The organism is Halobacillus sp. ABH2_015 (assembly GCF_056158945.1).
In genome coordinates, this window is sequence record NZ_JBSWUG010000002.1 from 2274630 (window position 1) to 2297699 (window position 23070).

The window sequence follows — 23070 nt, forward strand, 5'->3', positions numbered from 1 at the left end:
TTCACCCCTGACCCATCTATTATACAAGAGCGGGTCAGGGGTAGCAAATGCAATTATGTGATGTTTTCCCTGGAGTCATTCTCTTCACCGGCTTCAGAGGCGGGCTCTGTTTTCTCTCCGCTTTCCTTCTCGAATGCCTGCAGTTTTTCCAGTAAGGAACGTTTCTCTTTTCTTAATCTGAAGTAGCGGACCGCCCCTACAGAGGCTGTAGCAAGACCTCCAAGCAGCACGGAAACGAGAATCACAAGAATTAAGGGAGCCTCCCCGGTTCCGAATAGATAATTGACCTGCACAGACTCGACGTTGATAACCGCGAACACAGCAATCACAACAGCAAAAATAAGAGCTGAAATAATATACGTTTGACCTTTCATAGAGCATCTCTCCTTTTTCATATCCGATTACTAAAATATACCCGTTCTCCAAACAAACAAAAAGCGGTCTTTCCAACAGGAAAGACCGCTTGATCCGGACCACATTCCATTACCCGAAGGAACGGTTACACCTGAGGTCCGTCATTACGCTTTTTCTTCACATAGTTGATCGGCTTATCTTTGATATTTCTGCCGCGCCAGACGAGCCATAGCTGGGACGCAATAAACAGGGACGAATAGGTTCCTGCCAGCAGTCCGATGACAAGGGCGAAAGAGAAATTCGTAATCGATGAGGCACCGAAGACGAGCAGCATAACCGCTGCAAAGATGACCGTAATCACCGTATTGAAACTTCTAGCCAAGGTCTGCATTAAGCTGTCATTCACAATCTTAGCCAGCTCCGTAAAGGACTTGACTTTCTTCTTCAGTTTCAAGTTCTCCCGGATCCGGTCAAACGTAACGATGGTATCGTTGACAGAATAACCGACGATGGTGAGAATGGCTGCGATAATCGTGATATCGAATTCCAGCCTTGTAATGCTGAAGAAGGCGAGAATGAAGAACGCATCATGCAGCAGGGCGATAATGGCGGTAATCGCAAAGAATATTTCAAAACGAATCGTTACATAGATGATGATTCCAATCGAAGCATAAAGAACAGCAAGCGCTGCGTTTTTCGCCAGTTCCTTGGCCACAATCGGAGACACTGTACTGATATTCGGTGTACTGCCGAACTCCTCTTCATAGTACGACTGGATGTCAGCTACTTTATCCTTGCTCAGTTCAGAATCAAACCTCGCAACGGCAATTTCATTGTTATCCCCTGAAATGACCACCTGTTCAGGAGAAACATCAAATTCACTTTCCATTGTATCCTCCACTTGAGAAGCGGTTATATCCCCGTCCGATAAAATGGAGACACGGGAACCATTGGAGAAATCAATCCCGAGATTGAGTCGGAATACAGACAGCGCAAGAACACCGGCTGCGATCAGGACAATGGAAATCGTGAAGAACAACTTCCGTTTGCCGACAAAGTTAAAGGAACGCTTCATGAAAGTGGCATCCACTTCTCCACCATCTTCGATATTTTGAATCTGCTCCGGTTTGACCCCGAACCAGCGCGGACGTTTATTAAGGAAACGGCTCTTCACCCATAGACTCATAAACAGGCGCGTTCCATACACCGCCGTTACAAAACTCACCAAAATACTGACAATGAGCATCGTAGCGAAGCCTTTCACCGAACTTGTACCGAAAATGAACAGCACGGAGGCCGCAATCAACGTGGTTATGTTCGCATCCATGATGGTGGACAACGAGCGCTTATTCCCTGCTTTGTAGGCAGACATGAGCGACTTGCCTGATTTCAGTTCTTCTTTGATCCGTTCATAAGTAATGATGTTGGCATCGACGGCCATCCCCACACCCAGAATCAAGGCAGCAATTCCCGGCAGGGTTAGAACCCCATTCATCAATTCAAAGACAACTAAGATCAAATAAATATAGACGGACAGCGTCAGCGATGCAATGACACCTGGGAATCGGTAGTAGGCAATCATAAACAGGAAAATAGCGGCTACGCCGATCACTCCTGCGATGATCGTTTTGTTCATCGCCTGTTCCCCGAATTGAGCCCCGACGGAATTGGAATACGTTTCTTCCAGATTCACAGGCAGAGAACCTGCATTCAATACGTCTGCCAGCTGCTGGGCGGACTCAACGGTGAAGTCGCCGCTGATTTGAATGGAATTGCTGCGGATCGGTCCATTCTCGCGGAAGGACGGAGCTGAAATATACTCAGGATCCGCTGATCCGTACTGTTCTGCAAAGGATGTTTCTTCATCGTAATCCAGCCAGATGACAAGCAGGTCGTCCGGATAGGGGGTCGATGGATCATCCGTTGTATTATAAACTTCCTCTGAAACATCGTAAAAATCAGAGGCGCTTTTCACCTTCAAAGTTACGACCGGTTCATTTGTATTTGGATCGAAGGACTGCTGGGCACTTCCTTCCACTAAATCGGATCCATCAAGAAACAGCTTTCCATCTGTACTTCTGAATGTTAATTCCGCTGTCGTGGAAAGCAGTTCCCTTGCCGTCTGCTGGTCCTCCACACCGGCCAGCTGCACACGGATCCGTCCGTTATCTTCAATGGATATGTTGGTTTCACTGATTCCCAGCGTGTTGACACGCTGACTCAGCGATTCCGCCGTGGCTTCCAATACCTGTTCATTCACTTCCTGGTCTTCGTTGAGAGGCTCCACATCATAAAGAATTTCAAAGCCACCCTGCAGATCCAGTCCTAGTTTGATATCTTTTGTAACTCCAGTAATCGTCGTCCCAATCGTAGCTGCCAACAACAGCACCACGATGAAAAAGGCGACAATCCGCCCTCGTTTCACCATTCGCTTCTGCTCCTCCTTTATGTATCCCGGCACGGGGAATGCCCCCGTATGGTTGTACAAAACAGGGTCCGGTCTTTCCCGTCCCTATTCTACTACTTTTTACTTTTTTCGCAACAGCATCCGTGTAAAGCTGTGTTTTTATCCCGATTCTGTCTGGTTGAGTGCTTCAATAGACGCGAGCAGATCATCATTTTGATAAGCTTCAACCGTCAGATAACTTGTGTAGGTATGACTGGATAAATGAAAAATATCCTGAACCACCTGGTGAAGCCTCATTTCCGGCTCCCCTTTCCACACTTTGGACATCAGACAATTCCAGATTTCCGCCTCTGTCGCCCGCGGATAACCAAGCAGTCTGAATTCCTCCGCTTTACTCTTTGTCACAGGAGCTACTTCCTTTTTCCACAATCCGACACGCTTATAAGGTTCCATATCGATACTCCTCACTTCATCATTTCGTAGAATCCGTAGTCATGCCTTGTCCACGATTGAGCATATACTTCATTGTATCGGAATTTCATTTCTTTGAGAAGGCGGATCGAAATATGTCTAAACAAACTTTTCTCCACGGGGCTCTGATTCTCGTTGCCGCCGGATTAATCACGCGGTTCCTCGGCTTTGTGAACCGCATCGTCGTGGCGCGGGTCATGGGTCCGGAAGGCGTCGGGCTTTACATGATGGCCCTTCCAACCTTAATCATGGCGATTACCATCACCCAGTTCGGACTTCCTGTAGCGATTTCCAAACGTGTATCAGAAGCGGAGGCTACAGGGAACGAAGGGAAAATCAAGCGGATTTTGATCGTATCCCTCGCTGTAACTACGACATTAAGCATCGTTTTTACAATCGGTATTTTCATGCTGGCCCCTGTCATAGCTGATCATTTCTTAACGGATGCACGGGCCCTTTCCCCGCTGTATGCGGTTACACCGATCATACCGATCATTGCTGTTTCCTCTGTCATCCGGGGCTATTTCCAGGGAAGGCAGAACATGAAGCCGCAGGCTGTTTCCCAAGTCATTGAGCAGGTCGTCCGTATCGGATCGGTCATTCTTTTTACGAAGATGCTCTATCCATATGGTGTGCAGTATGCAGCTGCTGGTGCGATGGGAAGCGCGGTCCTTGGAGAATTGGTGTCCCTGTTGTATATGCTCAGGCAGTTCAATATTCATAAAAGCTTCCGGCTGCGAAAATCGTGGAAAAAGAACCTTGGCGAAGGGCGGAAGACATTGAATGAGCTGATGACCATTGCCCTGCCTACGACCGGCAGTCGTTTTATCGGTTCGCTGACTTACTTTTTCGAACCAATCCTTGTCGCTCAGAGTCTGGCCCTTGCCGGTTTTGCAGCTGTAGAATCCACAAAACTTTATGGAGAATTAACCGGTTATGTGCTTCCGCTTCTCTTTCTGCCGACATTTCTTACGCATGCCCTTTCTACAGCACTCGTCCCCTCCATCAGCGAAGCCGCAGCCAAAGGAAATAAGGAAACCATCCGCTACAGGATTATGCAGTCCATCCGTCTGTCGATCGCTTCCGGCGGTTTGATCACGATTGTGTTCATGATTTTCCCTGTCGTGATTTTAACCGCAGTATATGGGACAAGCCATGCTTCTTTCATGCTCCAGTTCATGGCCCCCTTCTTCCTGCTCCATTATATCCAGACGCCTCTCCAGGCCACCCTGCAGGCCCTTGACCTGGCACGTCCAGCTATGTGGAACACCCTTATTGGAGCAGTTGTGAAATTCATCGTCCTTGTCGCCCTTACCTCCCGTCCTGAATTTGGTATACACGGAGCGGCCGCGGCCATCTGTGTCGGGGTGGTCATTGTCACCCTGCTTCATCTTCAAGTCCTTGTGAAATACAACGTCCTACGCTTTCCTTTTCTATTGTTCTTTAAATTTTTCATCGTCATCGGAACGACCGGTATCGTCGGTTTTATTTGGAAAATTAACTGGCTCCATGAAACCCGGCCGCTTTCGCAGCTGCTCATTATGGGCGGCGGGCTTGCCATCCTCTACCTGTTTCTGACGTATGTGTTCCAGCTGATTCGAAATGAAGAATGGAAAATGATCCCCTGGAAGAAAATCCTGCCAAAAAAATAAGAACCTGCGTCTCCTGGAGCGGTATGGACTCTTGCCCCCGTTCCATGTTCACTTAATAGTAATCAGGTAACCCTGCCGGCTATAGAGGAGCATTAAACCATTTTGAAAAGAAAAGAGGAGGATCTTCTGTTCAACAGAAGATCCTCCTCTTTTCTTTTCAGCTTACGTTTGTTTCCAATCGTGCCCATGGCATCCTTTCGATGACAGACGGTCCATAAGCAACCAACCTAGAGGCAGCTGGTTTTAATGGAATTCATTCTTTCGATCAAACTGAAGCTCTCCCTGATCATTGATTGTGCAGAGAGAGACCTCCTTCACCTCGGTGAGGCCTTGATGGTGGAGCCGTTCCAACAGCCAGCGTCTGCTTTTTCCGATGATCTTCAGCCCGCTTTTTTGAATCTCTCCGTCTGCAATTAAAACGACTGCATAATCAGAGGTTCCATCTTCCTTTTTCTCAAAGACAGACAATTTTCCTGATGGCTCTAAAACGGCATATGCCACGTCCTGCACTTCATGAACGCCATGCTCACGGAGCTGAAGAAGCAGATCATTGAAGTTATAACGCTGACGCCTCATTTCATATTCATCCACTCTCCCGTGCTTGATGATCACAGAGGGCTTTCCGTCGAACCAGTTTCTGAACGCCTGATTTTTAAGTGACATCCAGGCGCTGCCGATTTGAATCGCCAGGAGGACCGCCATAGGGACAATCGCCTTCCAGATTTCTTCATCCGGCTCTTCGATAAGAAAAACAGCAATTTCAGCCAGCATGATAAATACGACAAGGTCCATGACACTCAGCTCTCCGATTTCCCTTTTGCCCATAAACCGGAAGACGAGCAGAATAATCAGATAGGTGATGAGGGTTCGAAAAATTACAGAGATGACAAGCACGTCCATCCACGACCTTTCCTCTTCCGTGCCTTTGTTGTTAATATCACCTATTTTTCAAAATTTATGACAGGAACGGCAGAAGATAGCGGAACCAGATGTACACACTGCAGATCAGCAGGGATACGAGCAGAACAGGGATTCCGTACAAAGAAAACTTCAGAAAAGGAATCGGCTTGTTGTGACTTGCTGCGAGTCCGGCTACAACCACGTTTGCAGAAGCTCCCACCAACGTCCCGTTCCCGCCAAGGCACGCGCCAAGCGCCAGCGCCCACCAAACAGGATCCACGTTCATCATTCCGTAGCCCTGAAGTTCCTGGACGACTGGGATCATAGCTGCCACGAATGGGATGTTATCCACGACCCCTGACAAGATTCCCGCACTCCACAGCATAACCATGGCGGTTACAGGCAAGTCCCCTCCGGAAAGCCAGACCATTCCACGGGCCAGTTCATCAATGACGCCGACCGTCTCCAGTCCTCCGACAAGCATGAACAGTCCCATGAAGAAGAATAACGTTACCCACTCCACTTCTTGAAACACATGCTCCACGTCAAGCTCTTTTTCAGAGAGGAACAACAGCAGGAGCGCACCGCTGACAGCGATCGTCGTAATATCCATATGGATGAACGGGTGCATCATAAATCCAGTAATGGTCAGAAGCAGGACACCCACCGATTGGAATAGAAGCGGGGTGACCTTCAAATCGGCTTTGGCGTTTCTCTCCATCAGCCGCCGGGCCAGTGCTTCATCATAAACGAGTCGTTTGCGGTATAAAAGAATCATGCCGGCCATCATGACGACAAAAATGACAATAACAATGGGACCAAGATGGTACATAAAGGAGACAAAACTGAAATGCTCCACGGCTTGTCCGATCATAATGTTCGGCGGATCCCCGATCAGTGTTGCTGTCCCGCCGATATTGGAACTGAAAATGGTCGTAATCAAATAAGGAAAAGCGGGGAGCTTCAACTCATCGATGAGGGACAGGAGTACAGGAACAAATAAAAGCACCGTTGTCACGTTGTCCAAAAAGGCAGAGCCTACTGCGGTAAAAATGCCGGTGACGATCAACAATGGAACAGGCCGCCCCTGGACGATCTGGACGAGTCGGACAGCCATGAACGAAAAAATACCGGTTTTCTTTGTAATGGAGACAAGGACCATCATCGAGAACAAGAGGGCGACCGTTTCCCAGTCAATAAAACCGAAAGCATCCTCCCACGCATAAACCTTCGTCATTAATAAAAGGACGCCGCCGGCAACAGCCACGAGTGCCCGGTTCAGTTTCTCTGTCATGATGAGGATGTAACTTGCAGTAAATATGAGAATTGCCAGTACGGTTGACATAGATCTTCCCCTTTTATACGGACTTTTTATATACGTATTCACGGGAAGGCAGAAATATCTGCTTCTATCTCTATGGATTTTGCGCATATAGTGAAAGTGACAAGCTGAATCCAGGAGGGTCGATATGAAGAAAATGATGCAGGGTGTGCTGGGCTACGGGATTGGATCCATCTTTATCCTGATGATTGTTTTTTCCGGGGTACTGGCCGGGTTACTGAAGCTGACAGAAATGGAATACGGCACATTGAACCAGCTCGCATTAATCGTCGGAATCAGTATTCTGGCATTCGGAGGTGGGGCGGCCGCCTATAAGGGAGAACAGAAAGGATGGCTGGCCGGCGTCTTAACCGGTGCTGTATTTGTAGGGGCGATGGCCTTATTCCAAATCATTTTTGAAAATACAATGGTAACACTGCCGCAGCTCAGCTATTTCGGAGGGCTGATCCTTGCGGCATGGCTGGGGGGAATGATCGGGGTGAACCTGCCTAAAAAAACAGCAAAGCGGTAAAAAATAGAAAACCCCGCTCCATGAGCGGGGTTCTGTATTATTCGCTGGCTTTTTCACGGATGGAGGAACGGTCGAACTTCATCTGCGTTCCATCTTGTACACTGATAACAAGGGTACCTTCGTCAATCGCATGTATTGTACCGTGCATTCCTCCGATAGTAATGATCTTGTCACCTTTCTGTAAATCCGACTGCATCTGCTGCACTTGTTTCTGTTTCTTCTGCTGCGGGCGGATCAATAGGAAATAGAAAATGACAAACATTAGAATAATCGGTAACAGGCCTACTAATGTGTCCATCTATTATTCCCCCTTTCTAAAAGTTCTTTGCATTTGGTTTATTGAAACCATATTGTTCAAAGAATTCTTCTCTAAAATCACCGAGTCGATCTTCTCTAATGGCTTCACGCACTTGCCTCATTAAGTTTAACAGAAAATAAAGATTATGATAAGTCGTAAGTCTAAAACCAAAAGTTTCGTTGGCTTTGACTAAATGACGGATGTACGCCCGGCTGTAATTCCGGCACGTATGGCAGTCACAATTTTCATCAATCGGGCGGAAATCGCGGGCATATTTCGCATTGCGTACAACGAGACGGCCCTGGGAGGTCATCAATGTACCATTTCTGGCAATACGTGTCGGCAGGACACAGTCAAACATGTCAATGCCGCGGATGCTTCCGTCGATCAGGGAATCCGGTGAACCGACGCCCATCAGGTAACGGGGCTTTTCATCCGGAAGAAGCGGTGTCGTAAAGTCGAGCACACGGTTCATGACATCTTTCGGCTCCCCTACAGACAAGCCTCCGATAGCATAGCCGGGGAAGTCCATGGACGTCAGGTCACGGGCGCTCTGCTGACGAAGATCTTCGTATTCCCCGCCCTGGATGATTCCGAACAAGCCTTGATCATGAGGACGCTTGTGACCTTCCAGACATCTCTCTGCCCAGCGGCTCGTCCGTTCTACAGAGTCTTTCATATATTTGTGTTCAGCTGGATACGGCGGGCATTCATCAAAGGCCATCATAATATCCGCGCCAAGAGAGTTTTGAATGTGCATCGCTTTTTCCGGAGAAAGGAACAGCTTCTCTCCACTGATGTGGTTGCGGAAGTGCACCCCCTCTTCTTCGATCTGACGCAGGTCGCTCAAGCTGAACACCTGGAAACCGCCGGAATCCGTTAAAATGGAGCCGTTCCAATTCATAAATTTATGAAGGCCGCCGGCTTCCTCCACAATATCCTCCCCGGGCCTGAGCCACAGGTGGTACGTGTTGGAAAGGATGATCTGAGCCCCCATCCGTTCCAGTTCCTCGGGACTCATCGTCTTCACTGTAGCAAGAGTACCGACAGGCATAAACATCGGGGTTTCGAAAGAGCCATGTGGTGTATGGACTTTTCCGAGGCGCGCGCCTGTCTGCTTACAAGTTTTGATTAATTCATATGTGATTGCCATTTTTCCTATCCTTTCTTCCATAGATCATCCTGATCATTTAATAAACATAGCATCCCCGAAGCTGAAGAAACGATAGCGCTCCTCGACAGCACGGTGATAGGCTTCCATTACGAAGTCACGGCCGGCAAATGCACTCACCAGCATGATGAGCGTGGATTTCGGAAGGTGGAAGTTCGTAATCAGCCCGTCAATGGCCTGAAGCTTCTGCGGGGGATAAATAAAGATATCCGTCCATCCGCTTGCTTCTGTGAACGTTCCGTAGTCCCTCATGATCGTCTCCAGTGTTCTGGTAGATGTTGTACCCACGGAAATGATTCTTCCGCCGTTTTCGCGGACCCTGTTCAGCTGATCGGCGGTTTCACGGCTGAGCTGATAAAATTCCGCATGCATATCATGCTCTTCGATATGATCGACGCTCACCGGGCGGAATGTTCCAAGACCGACGTGCAGTGTCAGGTAGGCAAGCTCCACCCCTTTTTCCTGCAGCTCTTCTAAAAGAGCGTTCGTAAAATGAAGCCCCGCTGTTGGAGCGGCTGCTGAGCCTTCTTCTTTCGCATAGACCGTCTGGTACCGTTCTCTGTCCGACAGCTGCTCTTTAATGTAAGGAGGCAGCGGCATTTCACCAAGAGATTCAAGGACTTCCAGAAAGATGCCTTCGTAGCTGAACTTCACTTTCCGTCCGCCATGCTCCTGGATTTCCGTACATTCAGCCGTAAGCTTTCCGTCCCCGAAGACGATTTTCGTTCCTTCCTTCACCTTTTTCGCTGGTTTCACAAGGACTTCCCATTCATCTTCCTCTGTCTGATGCAGCAGAAGAACTTCGACTTTCCCTCCGCTGTCCTCCTTCACCCCGAACAACCGGGCTGGAAGGACACGTGTGTCGTTCAATACAAGACAGTCCCCGGAATTCAAGTCTTCCGTAATATCAGCAAAGTGCTTATGCTCGATGTTCTCTGTGCTGCGGTCGCAGACCATCAATCGGGAAGAGGAGCGGTCCTCAAGCGGAACCTGCGCAATCAACTCTTCCGGCAGATCGAAATCATACTGCTTAATATCCATACAAATCCCCTATTCTTCCTGAGATAATTCTTCTTCTCTCGTGCCCGATTCCTGCAGGTGCTGCTAAAATCTCCGAATCAAATAAAAAATCAAAGATAAAACAATACTCGCAATAATCGAGGTCATAATCGGAAAATAAAATGTGACATTTCCTTTTTTGAAAGAAAGGTCACCAGGGAGCCTGCCGAACAGACTCCATACGATTCCTATGACAATAAACACAATCCCTATAACAATAAAGATTCTGCCAAACCCCGTCAAGAGCCAGGCACCTCCCTGTTGAAATGGGCATAGGCTTTCGGGGTCACAACCCGGCCGCGCGGTGTGCGCTGGATATAACCGATCTGCAGCAGATACGGTTCGTACACATCTTCGATCGTCTGCGATTCCTCGCCGATCGTCGCTGCAATCGTATCCAGTCCTACAGGGCCGCCCTGAAAGCTGTCCATGATCCCCATCAATAGTTTGTGATCAATAAAATCAAGTCCTTCAGCATCGACCTGAAGCATCCTCAGCGCTTCCTGTGTCGTCGCTTTGGAGATGACGGTTTCGCCTTTGACCTGGGCAATATCCCGGACCCGTTTCAGGAGCCGGTTGGCAATCCGGGGGGTCCCGCGTGAACGGCGGGCCACTTCGACAGCTGCATCTTTCTCAATCGATACAGAAAAAATTTCCGCCGTCCGCTCTACAATGGAACAGAGCGCTTTCGTATCGTAATATTCCAGGCGGCTGTGTACACCGAAACGGTCCCGGAGAGGTGCGGACAAGAGCCCCGCCCTCGTCGTTGCTCCTACAAGCGTAAAGGGAGGGAGATCAAGGCGTACCGACCTTGCACTCGGCCCGGTCCCGACGACAATATCAAGACAGAAGTCCTCCATCGCTGGATAAAGTACTTCCTCAACAGAACGCGGAAGCCGGTGAATTTCATCAATGAAAAGAACGTCCCCCGGCTCAAGAGAGGATAAAATAGCAGCCAAATCCCCGGCCCGTTCGATGGCAGGCCCCGCTGTGGTCCTGAACTGCACACCCATCTCGTTGGCGATGATCGAAGCGAGCGTCGTTTTCCCAAGTCCCGGAGGGCCGTACAAAAGGGCATGATCAAGCGGTTCTTCACGCATTTTAGCGGCTTCAATAAAGATGCTCAAGTTATTCTTCACCTGATCCTGTCCGATGTACTGACTTAACCTTTCCGGCCTCAGGCTCAGTTCAAGATCCTGATCGGCCTGCTGCTGCTCACCGGATATCATCCGTTCATCCATGGATATGCCTCCTTTTCTTTATGATTTCATCAACATCTGAAGTCCTTGTCTTACGTAATCATCCACGGTACCCTGCTTGGATTTCTCAAGCTGGGTGCGGACCACCTTCACTTCCTTCTCTGTATATCCAAGCGCCTTCAAGGCTTCAATGGCGTCATCGATCAGCTCACGTTTTTCACGCGACGTCAAATCCTCCTGATAGAACAAGGTTTCTTCGTTCTGCTCATCCGGCAGCCATACAATCAGTTTGCCTTTCAAATCAAGGATCATCTGACGGGCGGTCTTCTTACCGACGCCGGGGAATTTAGTCAGGTACTTTTCGTCTTCCTGCTCAATGGCAGAAACAAACTCCGGTACACTGACCGTCCCGAGAATAGCCAGTGCTCCTTTCGGTCCGATCCCGGATACGTTGAGCAATTGGCCGAACAACTGTTTATCTTCCTTTTTCCTAAATCCATACAAGGATTGATTGTCTTCCCGGATATAGTGGTACGTATGTACTTTCACTTCTTGATTCATCTGTGTTTCAAAATGAAAAGGATTGGCACATAAAATCTCGTAACCGATCCCGCTTACTTCTATCGTGATCGACCCTTCTTCAAGCGTCGTCAGCTGACCTTTGATATAACTTATCATCTGCTGCAACCTCTCCTGCTCTCTAGTCTTAACCCTCTTATTGTAACATAGAACCATATGTTCGCCTATGTACACGCACGGAAAATGAAGGGGGTTAAACCGATGGAAATGGGAGAGTATCCATACCGAAAACAGCCGCAGACAGGCTGCGGCTGTTTGTCCTTACATCTGCTTTTCTTCTGAATACTGGTGGACCACCTGCTCAAAGTGGACGGAGTCCTTAATCTTTATGCCATTCTTCAATACATCGATACGCTTGGACTCCAACGGCTTTACAGGAATCGGCTTGAACGACTCGATGACCTTCCCTTCGTTGGGAATCCCTTGAAAAACGGCCAGTTCGCCGTCCTCATTCAATCCAAAATATCCGTGCTGTTTCGTGAGTGGTGATATATCCTCCACCTGCCGTTGAAAAACAATACGATCCAGCTCCTGATTTTCCACTCTCCAGCCTTCATATGAAGCCCAGAAATCCACCATCGACCAGATTGTTTCCTTTTTGGTTGTTGTTTCCACCACTCCATCGAGGTAGTGCTCCTTCAGGACAATCGTCAACTCCAAAGGTTCAGCCTGAACCAGCGTTTCGACGCTCGGTTCTGATGCTTCTTTTTTCGTCTGTTCCACACTTCTCATCAGGGTGTGGTCCTTCCCTTCCAGAACAGCGGGAGAACAGGAAGCAAGAATCAGACATACGAGAAGCCAGCTGATGATTCCATAGGCGACAGCTTTCACAGCACTCACCCTCCCAAATAAAAATAACTTCTATTTCCAGTGTGTCCAGAAATAGAAGTTATTATCATAGAAAGGCAGAATCAGGACAATTTTTCGAGAACCGCTTCATCGGCATCAAGGTTATGATACACTTCCTGGACGTCATCGTTGTCCTCAAGCATATCAATCAGCTTCAGCATTTTTTCTACGCCCTCTTCATCGAGTTCTGTATAGGTTTCAGGAATCATCGTCACTTCACTTGTAGAAAACGTGTAGCCGCTTTCTTCCAGCGAAGCTTTCACATCAGAAAAGGCTTCCGGCTCTGTATAAATTTCAAAGCTCTCTTCTGTCGTGTCCATTTCCTCAGCACCTGCTTCAATCACTTCCAGCATGACGTCTTCTTCACCTGCATCCGTTGTGGACCGGTCGATGACAAGATAGCCGGAGCGGTTGAACATAAAGGCGACACAGCCGTTTTCACCAAGATTGCCGTCATTTTTACTGAAGGCATGGCGCACTTCCCCGGCGGTACGGTTTTTATTATCCGTCAGCACTTTGACCATTACAGCTACGCCCCCGGGACCGTATCCTTCATAGGTGAACTCTTCATAGTTGACGCCTTCCAGATCCCCGGTGGCCTTTTTAACGGCCCTTTCGATGTTATCCTTCGGCATATTGTTAGACCTTGCTTTATCTACTGCTATCCGGAGGGCAGGATTGGTTTCCTCATCCCCTCCGCCCTGTTTAGCAGCCATGAAAATTTCACGGGCCAGCTTCATAAAGAGTTTTCCTCTTTTGGCATCCTGAGCCCCTTTACGATGCTTGATATTGCTCCATTTTGAATGGCCTGCCATTGGACATTCTCCTCTCCCCAAAACATTTCTATCTTTCACTATACCATAATCAATTTATGGCATAAAAGCAGGAGGTTTACTCCCGATTGAAGAACTCACGAATCCGTTTTTTCACGGAGTCCGGTGCTTCCGCCGCGTTCAAACGGGCATTCAGATCCTTCATGTGATCCCAGTTGTTATTATTGGTATAGATGGTGAGCTTCTTCTCTGTCAGTTCCCCGGCTTTCTGCTTGATTTTCTCCGTTACGTCGGTATCTCTCCGATCTGTCGGATTGATCATGACGGCAATATACATCGCATCGTCCGTAGAATAGGCCTGAGCCATCGTGACTTCTTTGATTTCATGAATTTTCTCCACGACGGCCATAGCATCTTCATTGTTGAAATCATTATCATGAGATCGGTTCGTCTCCCCGTAACGGGCGTTGCGAAAATCCTTTTCGGCGGTCCGTTTAAAATAGCTGTCCTTACCGGTCGGAATCCGGCCGCTTCTTTCCGTGTCCTCTACTCCCCCGTAGCTGATCGGCTCATAGATTTCATCAGAGGTTCCCTCCGGCTCACGGGCTTCCTCCGATTGACACGCGCTAAAGAGACAGGCAGCAAGCAGCACTCCAATAATTTTCCACATAAAAACATTCTCCTTTTCCCCTTACTATGGGTAAAGAAGAATGTTTTAGTCTGGCAAATCTCACCAAAGTTACTGCGATGGTGCAGGAGGAAGCTGACGCTTATGGGCGGACCGCTTATGCATCGCTTCGATGATTTTACGGTCTTCTTCAGGAATTTCCTCTCCTTTAAGGTGACGGTCGATCATGGCGTAACTGGTACCCATTTCATTTTCGTCCGTCTGACCTTCCCAAAGTCCTGCACTCGGCTGTTTATGAACGACTTCATTCGGTACTCCTAAGTATTCGGCCATCTCTCTTACTTCACCTTTGGTCAGGTTCGCAAGCGGCACAAGGTCGACACCGCCGTCTCCATATTTCGTAAAGTATCCTGTATACCATTCAGCAGCATTATCTGTTCCCACGACAAGATACTTATGGTTGGTGGCAATCGTATAAAGGGTGCTCATCCGCAGCCTTGCTCTCAGGTTGGCATCCGCAAGTTTCAATTGATCCTCATTCAACTGCCCCGCAGCTTCCAGCTGGGTTTGAATGTTTTTGAACATCACGCTATGCGTTTCCGTCAAATCCACCGTCAAAGCTGGAAGATCACAGGCTTCCACTACAAGTCGGGCATGCTCCTGATCTTCTGACTGGCTCTTGCAGGGCATAATCACACCCAGCGAGCGCTCAGGAAATGCTTTTTTAATCAAGTTGGCTACGACTGCGGAATCAATACCGCCGCTCACTCCGACAAGGAGACCGTCTACATGGGCTTCTTTCACTTTATCCTGAAGCCAGGCTGTTATTTGCTGTACTTTTTCTTCCACCGGATTGTTCATCCTTTCACACATATGATAACTAATCATAGCATATGTTCTGCGTATCGGACAAACTTCTTCCGGCTCTCCCAGGCTTTTTCCAGCTTCCTTATCTGTCGGACGAAGGAGCTTTCCTCCCTTAAGCAGCTTCTGTAGCCGTACAGCCATTCGCGCAGGAGATCAGAAGGCACGAGGACACCTTTCCACCAGATTTCACGTTCTTTCACATGAGGAAAATATTGAACCAGCGTGGATCGTTCAGATTCCACGTGAGGGAGGAAACGCTGGGCAAGCTGGATATGATCATAGACGCGCGGTCCCGTATGCAGGAGATCAAAATCAATCATACGGATGGATTGGTCACGAGTGACGATGAAATTATGATGCGCGACATCCCCGTGGAGCCATTCATGATTATCCCAGGCTCGTTCTTCTATCTCCCCCCACGGACAATCAGAGAAGGCCTCCAGCCTCCGCTCCACGAGGGAAGATATATCCTGAAACATCTGGCGTCTGCCAAAATCCGTAAAAACATCTTTCGTTTCCAAAAACTGCTCCAGCCTCCGCTCCCATTTCACATACAATGGATCTTTCGGGATCGACAGGACCGCGATGCCTTTCGTTGTACGGTGGAATTGATGCAGGATACGGACCGCTTTCTTCCGATCCTGATGCCGGTCAAAGTCTGCATGCCTACCTTCCATCCGTTCAAACAAAGCCCAGTCACAGCCTAATTTCCCCAGCGTGAAGGTTTCCGGACGGAACGGAACCGGGCGGGCGGCTGTCCGGGAAGCATAATTCCAGTGTTCAAAGAAGTCGATCTGCTGCTGTATCACATGAAGCCTCCGATAGCCCTTCAAAATCATCGGTCTTCCTGCAAACGATACTTTGTAAACTTTAGGCTTGATGGTACGTTCAAACACGACAGGAAGATTTTCTTCTTTTTGTATCCAATGAAAAAGGCGATCCGTGTATGAATCGCCCTTTTTGTATTCAGCTTTCATCTACATCATCGTCTCTCCAGGGCTGCGGCATCCCCTGACCGGCCTGTTGAGGGTTCCATGGTCCCATCTGAGGGTAAGGACCCCACCCTTGGTATGGCTGCTGTCCCCAGCCTTGCTGAGGATATTGATGGTGCTGAGGGTGCTGCGGATATGGCTGGCCCCAGCCGCCCGGCTGCTGCATACCGCCATAAGGCATCTGCTGCCATGGATGTTGAGGGTGATATGGGTGATGTCCAGGATGATGGCCGCCGTACGCAGGACCATAGCCTTTTACAGAATCCCCATCACAGCCGCAGTCCTCATCCGACTGGGCGCCCTGCACCATATCATCATCCGACTCGAAGTCGTCTCCATACATCGGCTGCCCCATTGGATGCTGCATCGGCTGCTGCATGGGATGCGGCATCCCACCATATGGCATCGGCATCATAACCGGATAAGGAGGACAGCAGTAGTAATCCGTATGAACCAGTTGAGGCTGCATCGGAGGGCAGTAGGGCTGCTGCATCGGCTGATACTGCTCTCCTTTTACTTCCTCTTTTGGCGACTCTGGTGATTCCGGGGATTCTTCAGGTTTCGGCCCCGGCATTTGAGGAAGGTGGAAGGTTGTATAATAATTCTGCATCTGCTGATCGATACTCGGCATGGTGATCGGCATATTCATATGGATCGGCTGCATCGGCTGCATGGGCTGCATCGGTTTTTCCTTTACCCCTTTAGGCGCAGGCTTTTTCTCATCTTCTTTAATGGAGGGAATAGGCTTTGCCTTTTCCTTATAAGGGGCTGAAGGCATTTCCTTTGCAGGCGCCTGAGCCTTTGGTGCTTCTTTCTTAACAGGCTTTGTACCTTGAGGGACTTTGATTTTCATACCCGGCATAATCATATCAGGATTGGAAAGCTGGGTATTTACGGATTTTAACTCCTCAAAGTCAACCCCATATTTCTTGGCTATGTTCCAGAGTGTATCTCCTTTTTGTACAATGTGAATTCTCACAATTGCAACTCCCTTCCTGTCATTGCTGAGGAACAATAAAACAAAAATAACTTCATAACACTCTATGCAGCACAAGCCGAAAGTTTGATGAAAAAGCCTATAATAATTTCTATAAAATATAAACAAACCCCGGATGTCCCTGCCACAGCAGGGATTCCGGGGTTTTCAGGTTCAAGCTTTATGGACAGGCGCAGGGATGTCGATTTGATAGCTTGGATACGTCCCAATCACCTTCAAGCGGCAGCCAAGGGCTTCCAGCTCCGCCTGTACACCTGGGAACAGCACCTGATCATAGGGCTGATCCACATCTATTAGGAAAAAGTAGTTGCCAAGACCGGTTTTCATTGGTCTTGACTCGATTTTTGATAAGTTCATCTTTCTCCAGGCAAAAGCTGCAAGCACTTGATGCAGGGCACCGACATAATCTTTAGGCAGTGTCACCATGACTGTCGTCTTATGTTTGCTGACAGGATGGTCCTTCACCTTCAACGTCTGCGGGTTCTTCTGGACGACAGCAAATCGTGTGTGGTTGTTATCATAATCATGAATATCCGTATCCAGGAAGGTCAGTCCATTCCCTTCTGCAGCCAGGTGGTTCGCAATAGCCGCCACTCCGTCACGCTCGGCTGCCACAAGCTCGGCTGCTTTAGCCGTCGAAGCTGTATACTCAATCTCAGCGTTCGGATAGTGCTTATGAAGGTATTCGTGACACTGGGCAATGGCGTGGCTGTGGGAATACACCTTTCGGATCTCTTCCCCGTTCCTTGCCGGATGTACTAGTAGATGCTGCTTAATAGGTACGGTCAGTTCTGCAATAATAGACTGATCCACCTGATGGGCTAAATAATCGATCGTCAAATGGACGGAGCCTTCAATCGCATTTTCAAGCGGAACAACGGCTGTTCCTATTTCGCCACGCTCCACCGCATCCAGGCAGGATGGAATGCTCTCATAAGCCATGAATGACCCGCCGTCAAATAAAGCATCCACCGCCATTTTTGTAAACGTCCCCTTGGGTCCCAAGTACCCAATCTGCTGTTCCGACATGATTTCCCCTCCAATTAAGCTCCTGAACTTAAAATTTCAACACGATCGACGAAATCGAGTTTATGGAGCTGTTGTAACAATTTCTCGATGCTTTCCTTCATTCCTGACGTATTTAAGGAGAGAGTCACATTGGCCTTGCCCTGAAGGGGGATTGTCTGGTGGATGGTCAGGACGTTACAGCCTGATTCCGCCACCGTCATCAATAAATTCGACAATGTCCCGCTCCGGTCTTCTAAATGGAAGAAAAGAGTGATCATCTGTTCTTTTACCATGGCCTGGAAAGGAAAAACCGCATCCCGGTATTTATAAAACGCACTCCGGGATAATCCCACATGCTTGACCGCTTCATAAATCGAGCCGACTTTGCCTCTTTCCAGCAGCTCCTTAGCCTCAATCGTCTTCATCATCGCTTCCGGGAGAATATCACTACGGACTAAATAAAACGTTTCGTTATAATCCGCCATGACCTCTTCCTCCCTTCTTAATCCACAAATTCGAATTCATAATCCATGAGTCTTACCGTATCGCCATCTTTTGCTCCCCGTTTTCTGAGGGCTTCGTCCACGCCCATGGTGCGCATCTGACGGGCAAAACGATTGATGGACTGGTCCCTGGAGAAGTCTGTCCGTCTGAACAAGGATTCGATTTTCTCTCCATATAACACGTAGGCCCCATCATCGGCCCGCGTCACTTTGAATGGAGCTTCTTCTTTTTCAAACTTATAAAGGACACGTTCATCGACTTCTTCCAGTTCTTCTTCCTGCTTCGGCATTTGATCGAGCTTATCAGCCACTGCATAAAGCAGTTCATCAAGACCGTCACGCGTCACGGTGGAAATCGGATAGATGCCGATTTCCTGATCCCCGAGCTGCTCTTTGAAGAGCTCAAGGTTATCCTCTGCTCCAGGCATATCCATTTTGTTAGCGACAATAAGCTGTGGACGGTTCTTCAACCGCTCATCGTAGGAGGATAGTTCCTGATTGATCGTTACATAATCCTCGTAGGGGTCACGGCCTTCCATAGCCGACATATCAATGACGTGAAGAAGAAGCCGGGTACGTTCTACGTGGCGCAGGAATTGGTGGCCGAGTCCGACCCCTTCGTGAGCTCCTTCAATCAGTCCGGGAAGGTCAGCCATCACAAAACTCCTGTGATCCTGGCTTTCTACGACGCCTAAATTCGGTGCCAGTGTCGTAAAATGGTAATCCGCGATTTTCGGACGTGCTGCGGTGACGACCGAAAGGAATGTAGACTTTCCGACACTTGGAAAACCGACAAGCCCGACATCAGCAAGCAGTTTCAATTCCACCACGACATCCAGTTCTTCCCCTGGTTCGCCATTTTCAGCAATTTCAGGAGCCGGGTTTCTCGGACTTGCGAAACGGGCGTTTCCACGTCCCCCGCGTCCACCTTTGGCGATGACCGCTCTCTGCTTATGTTCCGTCAAATCGGCGATGACTTTATCAGAGTCCGCGCTTTTCACTGTTGTTCCCGGCGGCACACTGATGACAAGCGGCTCGGCGTTTTTTCCGTGCTGCTTCTGATTCATTCCATTTTGTCCCCGCACCGCTTTAAAATGGTGCTGGTACCGGAAGTCCATGAGCGTGTTCAAGCCCTCGTCCACTTCGAAGACCACGTCGCCTCCGTTACCGCCGTCGCCTCCGGCAGGACCTCCTTTTGGTACATATTTTTCACGGCGGTAGGCGACAAGACCATTTCCGCCGTCTCCACCTTTTACAAATACTTTAACCTGATCGACAAACATTTGTATTCACCTCTTCATTCTATTGTCATTTCAATAGAAAGTTCTTTCCTGTCATAAATGGAAGCGACAAACCCTTCATCCTGAAGGGATCCCAGCACGGAATCGGGTTCGGGAAAGCGTCCATCCCATTCCCAGCTTACACCGAGAGCCCCTTGTCCTCCACGATAAAGGGTCACAGTCCCTTCATAAAGTTCATCTTGATCCTTATACTTTTCCATTATTTCCATCATACGCCTGCCATAAGCAGCCAGTGTCTGATCATGACTGGATAAATCAAGCCCCTGCTCCAGCGAATAGGTGAGGCGGAACGACTGGTACGACCAGTTGAACGTGAGAAGCCATAACGAAAATTCAACCGCTTCTGCATTCAACAGCCTGCGTTCTTCCTCCGATTCTGCCTTCACAGTATCCAGCAGATCCATCAGACGATCGTGCTTCCCAAGCGAAGCATACCCTTGAATCAATTGAATTTGATTCATCCAGTCATGACGCTTATGTCTAAGCAGTCCGATGATCTCTTTCTCCTCCATCGTGTCAACTCCCTCGAACACCCATAATAATAAAAAGTATAGCAGAGATTACAGCCGGCAAAAACAGTTCCGGGAAAATTCTGCCGGGGGTTTCCTGACGGTTGCGGAGCCTGGAAAAGCAGATATAAAAAAGCCGCGCTTTGCTTTCTGCAATAAGCGCGGCTTTTGCTGCACGAAATTATTCGTTTACGCTTCCTGTGCTACAGGATAAACGCTGACTTTTTTACGGTTGCGTCCGTAACGTTCGAACTTAACAACACCGTCTACTTTCGCAAACAATGTGTCATCTCCACCACGGCCAACGTTGGCTCCTGGATAGATTTTCGTACCGCGCTGGCGGTAAAGGATAGAACCAGCGGATGCGTGCTGTCCGTCTGCGCGTTTAGCTCCAAGACGCTTGGACTCAGAGTCACGACCGTTCTTTGTACTACCTACACCCTTCTTCTGGGCGAAAAACTGCAAATCAAGACGTAGCATGAGTCTTCACCTCCTTATCGTTGGGATATATGAATATATTGATCGTAATCTTGTTCAATCGTTTGTAAGGAAACCTGCATGCCTTCCAAAAGCGTCTGGGCTTTCGTTTTTACCGGCTCCTGCAGATTGTCGGGGAGTGTGATTTTCAAATAACCACCCTCGCCTCCCTGTACAACATGAGGTTCGAATTCACAAAGGCTTACAATAGCATTGACGGCTCCGAATGAGACAGCTGACACAGCAGCACAGACTAAGTCATGGCCGTAGGGTCCGCTTTCTGCATGACCGGATATTTCAAAACCTGTAATATCCCCTTGTGAGCGAAACATGGATACTTTAATCATCCGGAACGATCCTTACGCGTTGATTTCATCAACGATAAGTTTCGTGTACGGCTGACGGTGACCCTGCTTGCGCTTGTAGTTCTTCTTAGGCTTGTATTTGAAGACAGTCAACTTCTTCTGTAGGCCTTGTTTTTCAACTTTAGCTGTTACAGAAGCACCGTCTACGAATGGAGCACCAACTTTTGTATCGTCTCCACCTACGAATAGAACTTTGTCAAAAGTGACCGTTTCGCCAGCTTCCACGTCCATTTTCTCAACGTAGATTTCCTGACCCTGTTCAACTTTTACCTGCTTACCACCAGTTTCAATAATTGCGTACATACCTGCACCTCCTCAATATACTCAGACTCGCCATTCAGGTACCGTTTCCGGTTTAAAACCTGTTCTGCGCGGTTGTAGCAGCGGGTGCTACTAGAATAACAAAATAATGTTACCACAGATCAAAACAAGTTGTCAACACGTGCATCACGGCTTTCCGCCACTTCTTTAACCATGTCGGAAGACCCTTCAAGCTCTATCTGCCAGCCGTGGATTTGGTCGTCCACTCTGACAAACAGCTCCTGTGGAATTTTACTAGATACAGCCTCAGAAAACAAGCGTTTTTTTATTTTCAGACATGCAGGATGAACAGCCAAAAGGACAGCTTCTGTATCGCCAAGCTCCATCAATGCGCGCTCCAGCTGAAAAACCATCGTCTCATAGGTAAACGTATTTTCTTTCCGGGCCGCAAGAAGGGAGAACGACGGCGCTTCTTCCTTTTTCCTCGTCATCTCCATAAGTCCGAGTTTTGTAAGTCCGTGGACGACGGTGGAGACAGGATCCTTTCTCATCTGCTGCCGCCATATGCGCTCCAGCTTTTTGTTATGATCCGGATGGTTCATGGAAATGAAATCAATCATAATGATTCCGGAAAGATTCCTCAAACGGATCTGCCTTTGAATTTCCTCAACGGCTTTCAGATTCACATCCAGAGCCTGGGCATTGGAAAAAGACCGGCCTTTGAACTGGCTGCTGTTGACGTCGATCACCACCATAGCCTCGGTTTGTTCGATAACGAGGGTTATCCCCTCTTTCGTTTGAACTTCCGGCTGAAGGAGAGCCTTTTGGAGCGTGTGGATCGGTACAGGCAGATGCTTTTCCAAGTCTTTGACCCATTGAACACTGCCGGCCAGGGCCGGCAGACGCTTCTTTACACGGTTCGCTGTCTCGATGTCGTCGATGAGGACCTGATCAATGGAGGAAACCGGGAACCTCCTCAACCACTGGTCCGGCAGAAAATCCTCCTGCCAGATGCACCCCGGTTTCTCCGCCGCGCCATCCACTGTACGCTTCCACTCCTCTTTTAAACGCTGCCATTCTTCCATTAAGGATTCTCTGGATGCATCTTTGGCTCCAGTTCGAACAATCATGCCTTCCGGTTCTTCAAGAATAGGGTGAAATAAAGCCTGGAGGTCCGACTGTTCAGATGGGGACAGCTTTTTGGAGAGCGCCGTTGTTCCGCCATAAGGTCTGTAGACCATATGGGTTCCTGCAAGAGTCACATCCGCGGTTACTTTCGCTCCTTTATCACCGGCAGGGTCCTTCTCGACCTGGACGTACAGACGCTCTCCGACCTTCACCCTGCTTTCGATTTTCCCTTCTCCCCATGGAATCGAATTCCCCCGGAGAAATGCTTTTTTCTCTAAACCGATATCCACAAAGGCCGCCTGCAGGCCTTGATCGATCTGGGCGATCACACCGCAGTAAATAGAGCCCGTGAGCGTACGCGCTCCGGGCCTGTCCATTTTATATTCCTGAACCTTTCCACCCTCTACAAGCAGCCCGGTTCGATCTGTCGTTTTCGTCTGTATGATCAACGTTCGCATGCCATCCCTCT

27 protein-coding genes and 1 other annotated feature are annotated in these 23070 nt (G+C 48.7%); of the genes, 2 read left to right on the forward strand and 25 right to left on the reverse strand.

Annotated features, from left to right (window positions below):
• Positions 1-53: 53 nt before the first annotated feature.
• The 3 genes from ACXAD6_RS12130 to ACXAD6_RS12140 all read right to left on the reverse strand — a co-directional run bounded on the left by ACXAD6_RS12130 (position 54) and on the right by ACXAD6_RS12140 (position 3214).
• The gene (locus ACXAD6_RS12130) at positions 54-374 is read right to left on the reverse strand and encodes a LapA family protein (protein ID WP_474969080.1); all 321 of its coding nucleotides are present in this window, start codon (positions 372-374) and stop codon (positions 54-56) included.
• 125 nt (positions 375-499) lie between these two features.
• Positions 500-2782: a protein translocase subunit SecDF gene (gene secDF / locus ACXAD6_RS12135; protein ID WP_474969081.1), complete on the reverse strand. Its 2283-nt coding sequence runs from the start codon at positions 2780-2782 to the stop codon at positions 500-502.
• A gap of 138 nt (positions 2783-2920) precedes the next feature.
• The gene (locus ACXAD6_RS12140; RefSeq protein ID WP_474969082.1) at positions 2921-3214 is read right to left on the reverse strand and encodes a post-transcriptional regulator; all 294 of its coding nucleotides are present in this window, start codon (positions 3212-3214) and stop codon (positions 2921-2923) included.
• 113 nt (positions 3215-3327) lie between these two features.
• On the opposite strand from ACXAD6_RS12140, the gene spoVB reads away from it, so the two are divergent.
• Entirely contained in the window at positions 3328-4884 is a 1557-nt protein-coding gene (gene spoVB, locus ACXAD6_RS12145) for a stage V sporulation protein B (protein WP_474969083.1), read from the forward strand.
• A 243-nt stretch (positions 4885-5127) separates the two neighbouring features.
• On the opposite strand, the gene ACXAD6_RS12150 is transcribed toward spoVB, so the two are convergent.
• Both ACXAD6_RS12150 and ACXAD6_RS12155 read right to left on the reverse strand, forming a co-directional pair.
• Positions 5128-5784 (reverse strand): DUF421 domain-containing protein, encoded by a 657-nt coding sequence (locus tag ACXAD6_RS12150; protein ID WP_474969084.1) that lies wholly within the window; start codon positions 5782-5784, stop codon positions 5128-5130.
• Between the two features lie 55 nt (positions 5785-5839).
• Entirely contained in the window at positions 5840-7129 is a 1290-nt protein-coding gene (locus ACXAD6_RS12155) for an ArsB/NhaD family transporter (RefSeq protein WP_474969085.1), read from the reverse strand.
• Positions 7130-7253: 124 nt separating this feature from the next.
• Between ACXAD6_RS12155 and ACXAD6_RS12160 the strand changes: the two genes are divergently transcribed.
• Positions 7254-7637, forward strand: a complete 384-nt coding sequence (locus ACXAD6_RS12160; RefSeq protein WP_027955285.1) for a TIGR04086 family membrane protein — start codon at positions 7254-7256, stop codon at positions 7635-7637.
• Between the two features lie 37 nt (positions 7638-7674).
• On the opposite strand, the gene yajC is transcribed toward ACXAD6_RS12160, so the two are convergent.
• The 20 genes from yajC to ACXAD6_RS12260 all read right to left on the reverse strand — a co-directional run bounded on the left by yajC (position 7675) and on the right by ACXAD6_RS12260 (position 23059).
• The gene (yajC, locus tag ACXAD6_RS12165; RefSeq protein WP_027955284.1) at positions 7675-7935 is read right to left on the reverse strand and encodes a preprotein translocase subunit YajC; all 261 of its coding nucleotides are present in this window, start codon (positions 7933-7935) and stop codon (positions 7675-7677) included.
• Between the two features lie 16 nt (positions 7936-7951).
• A complete protein-coding gene (gene tgt / locus ACXAD6_RS12170; RefSeq protein ID WP_474969086.1) occupies positions 7952-9088 on the reverse strand; it encodes a tRNA guanosine(34) transglycosylase Tgt in 1137 nt (378 codons plus the stop codon).
• Between the two features lie 33 nt (positions 9089-9121).
• On the reverse strand, positions 9122-10147 hold the full coding sequence (gene queA / locus ACXAD6_RS12175; RefSeq protein ID WP_474969087.1) for a tRNA preQ1(34) S-adenosylmethionine ribosyltransferase-isomerase QueA: 1026 nt from the start codon (positions 10145-10147) through the stop codon (positions 9122-9124).
• 63 nt (positions 10148-10210) lie between these two features.
• Positions 10211-10408, reverse strand: coding sequence for a DUF2905 domain-containing protein (locus ACXAD6_RS12180; RefSeq protein ID WP_027955281.1), 198 nt, complete (start codon positions 10406-10408; stop codon positions 10211-10213).
• Positions 10405-11406: a Holliday junction branch migration DNA helicase RuvB gene (gene ruvB, locus ACXAD6_RS12185; RefSeq protein WP_474969088.1), complete on the reverse strand. Its 1002-nt coding sequence runs from the start codon at positions 11404-11406 to the stop codon at positions 10405-10407. The genes ACXAD6_RS12180 and ruvB overlap by 4 nt, the downstream gene beginning before the upstream one ends.
• Positions 11407-11424: 18 nt before the next feature.
• The gene (gene ruvA, locus ACXAD6_RS12190; protein ID WP_474969089.1) at positions 11425-12042 is read right to left on the reverse strand and encodes a Holliday junction branch migration protein RuvA; all 618 of its coding nucleotides are present in this window, start codon (positions 12040-12042) and stop codon (positions 11425-11427) included.
• 162 nt (positions 12043-12204) lie between these two features.
• The gene (locus tag ACXAD6_RS12195) at positions 12205-12783 is read right to left on the reverse strand and encodes a BofC C-terminal domain-containing protein (RefSeq protein WP_474969090.1); all 579 of its coding nucleotides are present in this window, start codon (positions 12781-12783) and stop codon (positions 12205-12207) included.
• A gap of 71 nt (positions 12784-12854) precedes the next feature.
• On the reverse strand, positions 12855-13607 hold the full coding sequence (locus ACXAD6_RS12200; protein WP_474969091.1) for a YebC/PmpR family DNA-binding transcriptional regulator: 753 nt from the start codon (positions 13605-13607) through the stop codon (positions 12855-12857).
• 76 nt (positions 13608-13683) lie between these two features.
• Positions 13684-14235, reverse strand: coding sequence for a YhcN/YlaJ family sporulation lipoprotein (locus ACXAD6_RS12205; protein WP_474969092.1), 552 nt, complete (start codon positions 14233-14235; stop codon positions 13684-13686).
• A 69-nt stretch (positions 14236-14304) separates the two neighbouring features.
• Complete coding sequence (gene nadE / locus ACXAD6_RS12210) at positions 14305-15042, reverse strand: NAD(+) synthase (RefSeq protein WP_474970421.1); 738 nt, start codon at positions 15040-15042, stop codon at positions 14305-14307.
• A gap of 35 nt (positions 15043-15077) precedes the next feature.
• Positions 15078-15956, reverse strand: coding sequence for a phosphotransferase (locus ACXAD6_RS12215; RefSeq protein ID WP_474969093.1), 879 nt, complete (start codon positions 15954-15956; stop codon positions 15078-15080).
• 70 nt (positions 15957-16026) lie between these two features.
• Entirely contained in the window at positions 16027-17031 is a 1005-nt protein-coding gene (gene safA, locus ACXAD6_RS12220) for a SafA/ExsA family spore coat assembly protein (RefSeq protein ID WP_474969094.1), read from the reverse strand.
• A 171-nt stretch (positions 17032-17202) separates the two neighbouring features.
• Positions 17203-18078: a prephenate dehydratase gene (gene pheA, locus ACXAD6_RS12225; RefSeq protein ID WP_474969095.1), complete on the reverse strand. Its 876-nt coding sequence runs from the start codon at positions 18076-18078 to the stop codon at positions 17203-17205.
• A 14-nt stretch (positions 18079-18092) separates the two neighbouring features.
• Positions 18093-18542 (reverse strand): ACT domain-containing protein, encoded by a 450-nt coding sequence (locus tag ACXAD6_RS12230; RefSeq protein WP_027955271.1) that lies wholly within the window; start codon positions 18540-18542, stop codon positions 18093-18095.
• Between the two features lie 17 nt (positions 18543-18559).
• On the reverse strand, positions 18560-19843 hold the full coding sequence (gene obgE, locus ACXAD6_RS12235; protein ID WP_474969096.1) for a GTPase ObgE: 1284 nt from the start codon (positions 19841-19843) through the stop codon (positions 18560-18562).
• Positions 19844-19857: 14 nt separating this feature from the next.
• Positions 19858-20373: a Spo0B domain-containing protein gene (locus tag ACXAD6_RS12240; protein WP_474969097.1), complete on the reverse strand. Its 516-nt coding sequence runs from the start codon at positions 20371-20373 to the stop codon at positions 19858-19860.
• Positions 20374-20559: 186 nt separating this feature from the next.
• Positions 20560-20850, reverse strand: a complete 291-nt coding sequence (gene rpmA / locus ACXAD6_RS12245) for a 50S ribosomal protein L27 (RefSeq protein WP_027955268.1) — start codon at positions 20848-20850, stop codon at positions 20560-20562.
• Between the two features lie 14 nt (positions 20851-20864).
• A complete protein-coding gene (locus ACXAD6_RS12250; RefSeq protein WP_474969098.1) occupies positions 20865-21194 on the reverse strand; it encodes a ribosomal-processing cysteine protease Prp in 330 nt (109 codons plus the stop codon).
• 12 nt (positions 21195-21206) lie between these two features.
• Positions 21207-21515 (reverse strand): 50S ribosomal protein L21, encoded by a 309-nt coding sequence (rplU, locus tag ACXAD6_RS12255; protein ID WP_474969099.1) that lies wholly within the window; start codon positions 21513-21515, stop codon positions 21207-21209.
• 13 nt (positions 21516-21528) lie between these two features.
• Positions 21529-21599, reverse strand: a sequence feature (ribosomal protein L21 leader region).
• Positions 21600-21634: 35 nt separating this feature from the next.
• On the reverse strand, positions 21635-23059 hold the full coding sequence (locus ACXAD6_RS12260) for a ribonuclease E/G (RefSeq protein ID WP_474969100.1): 1425 nt from the start codon (positions 23057-23059) through the stop codon (positions 21635-21637).
• Positions 23060-23070 lie beyond the last annotated feature (11 nt).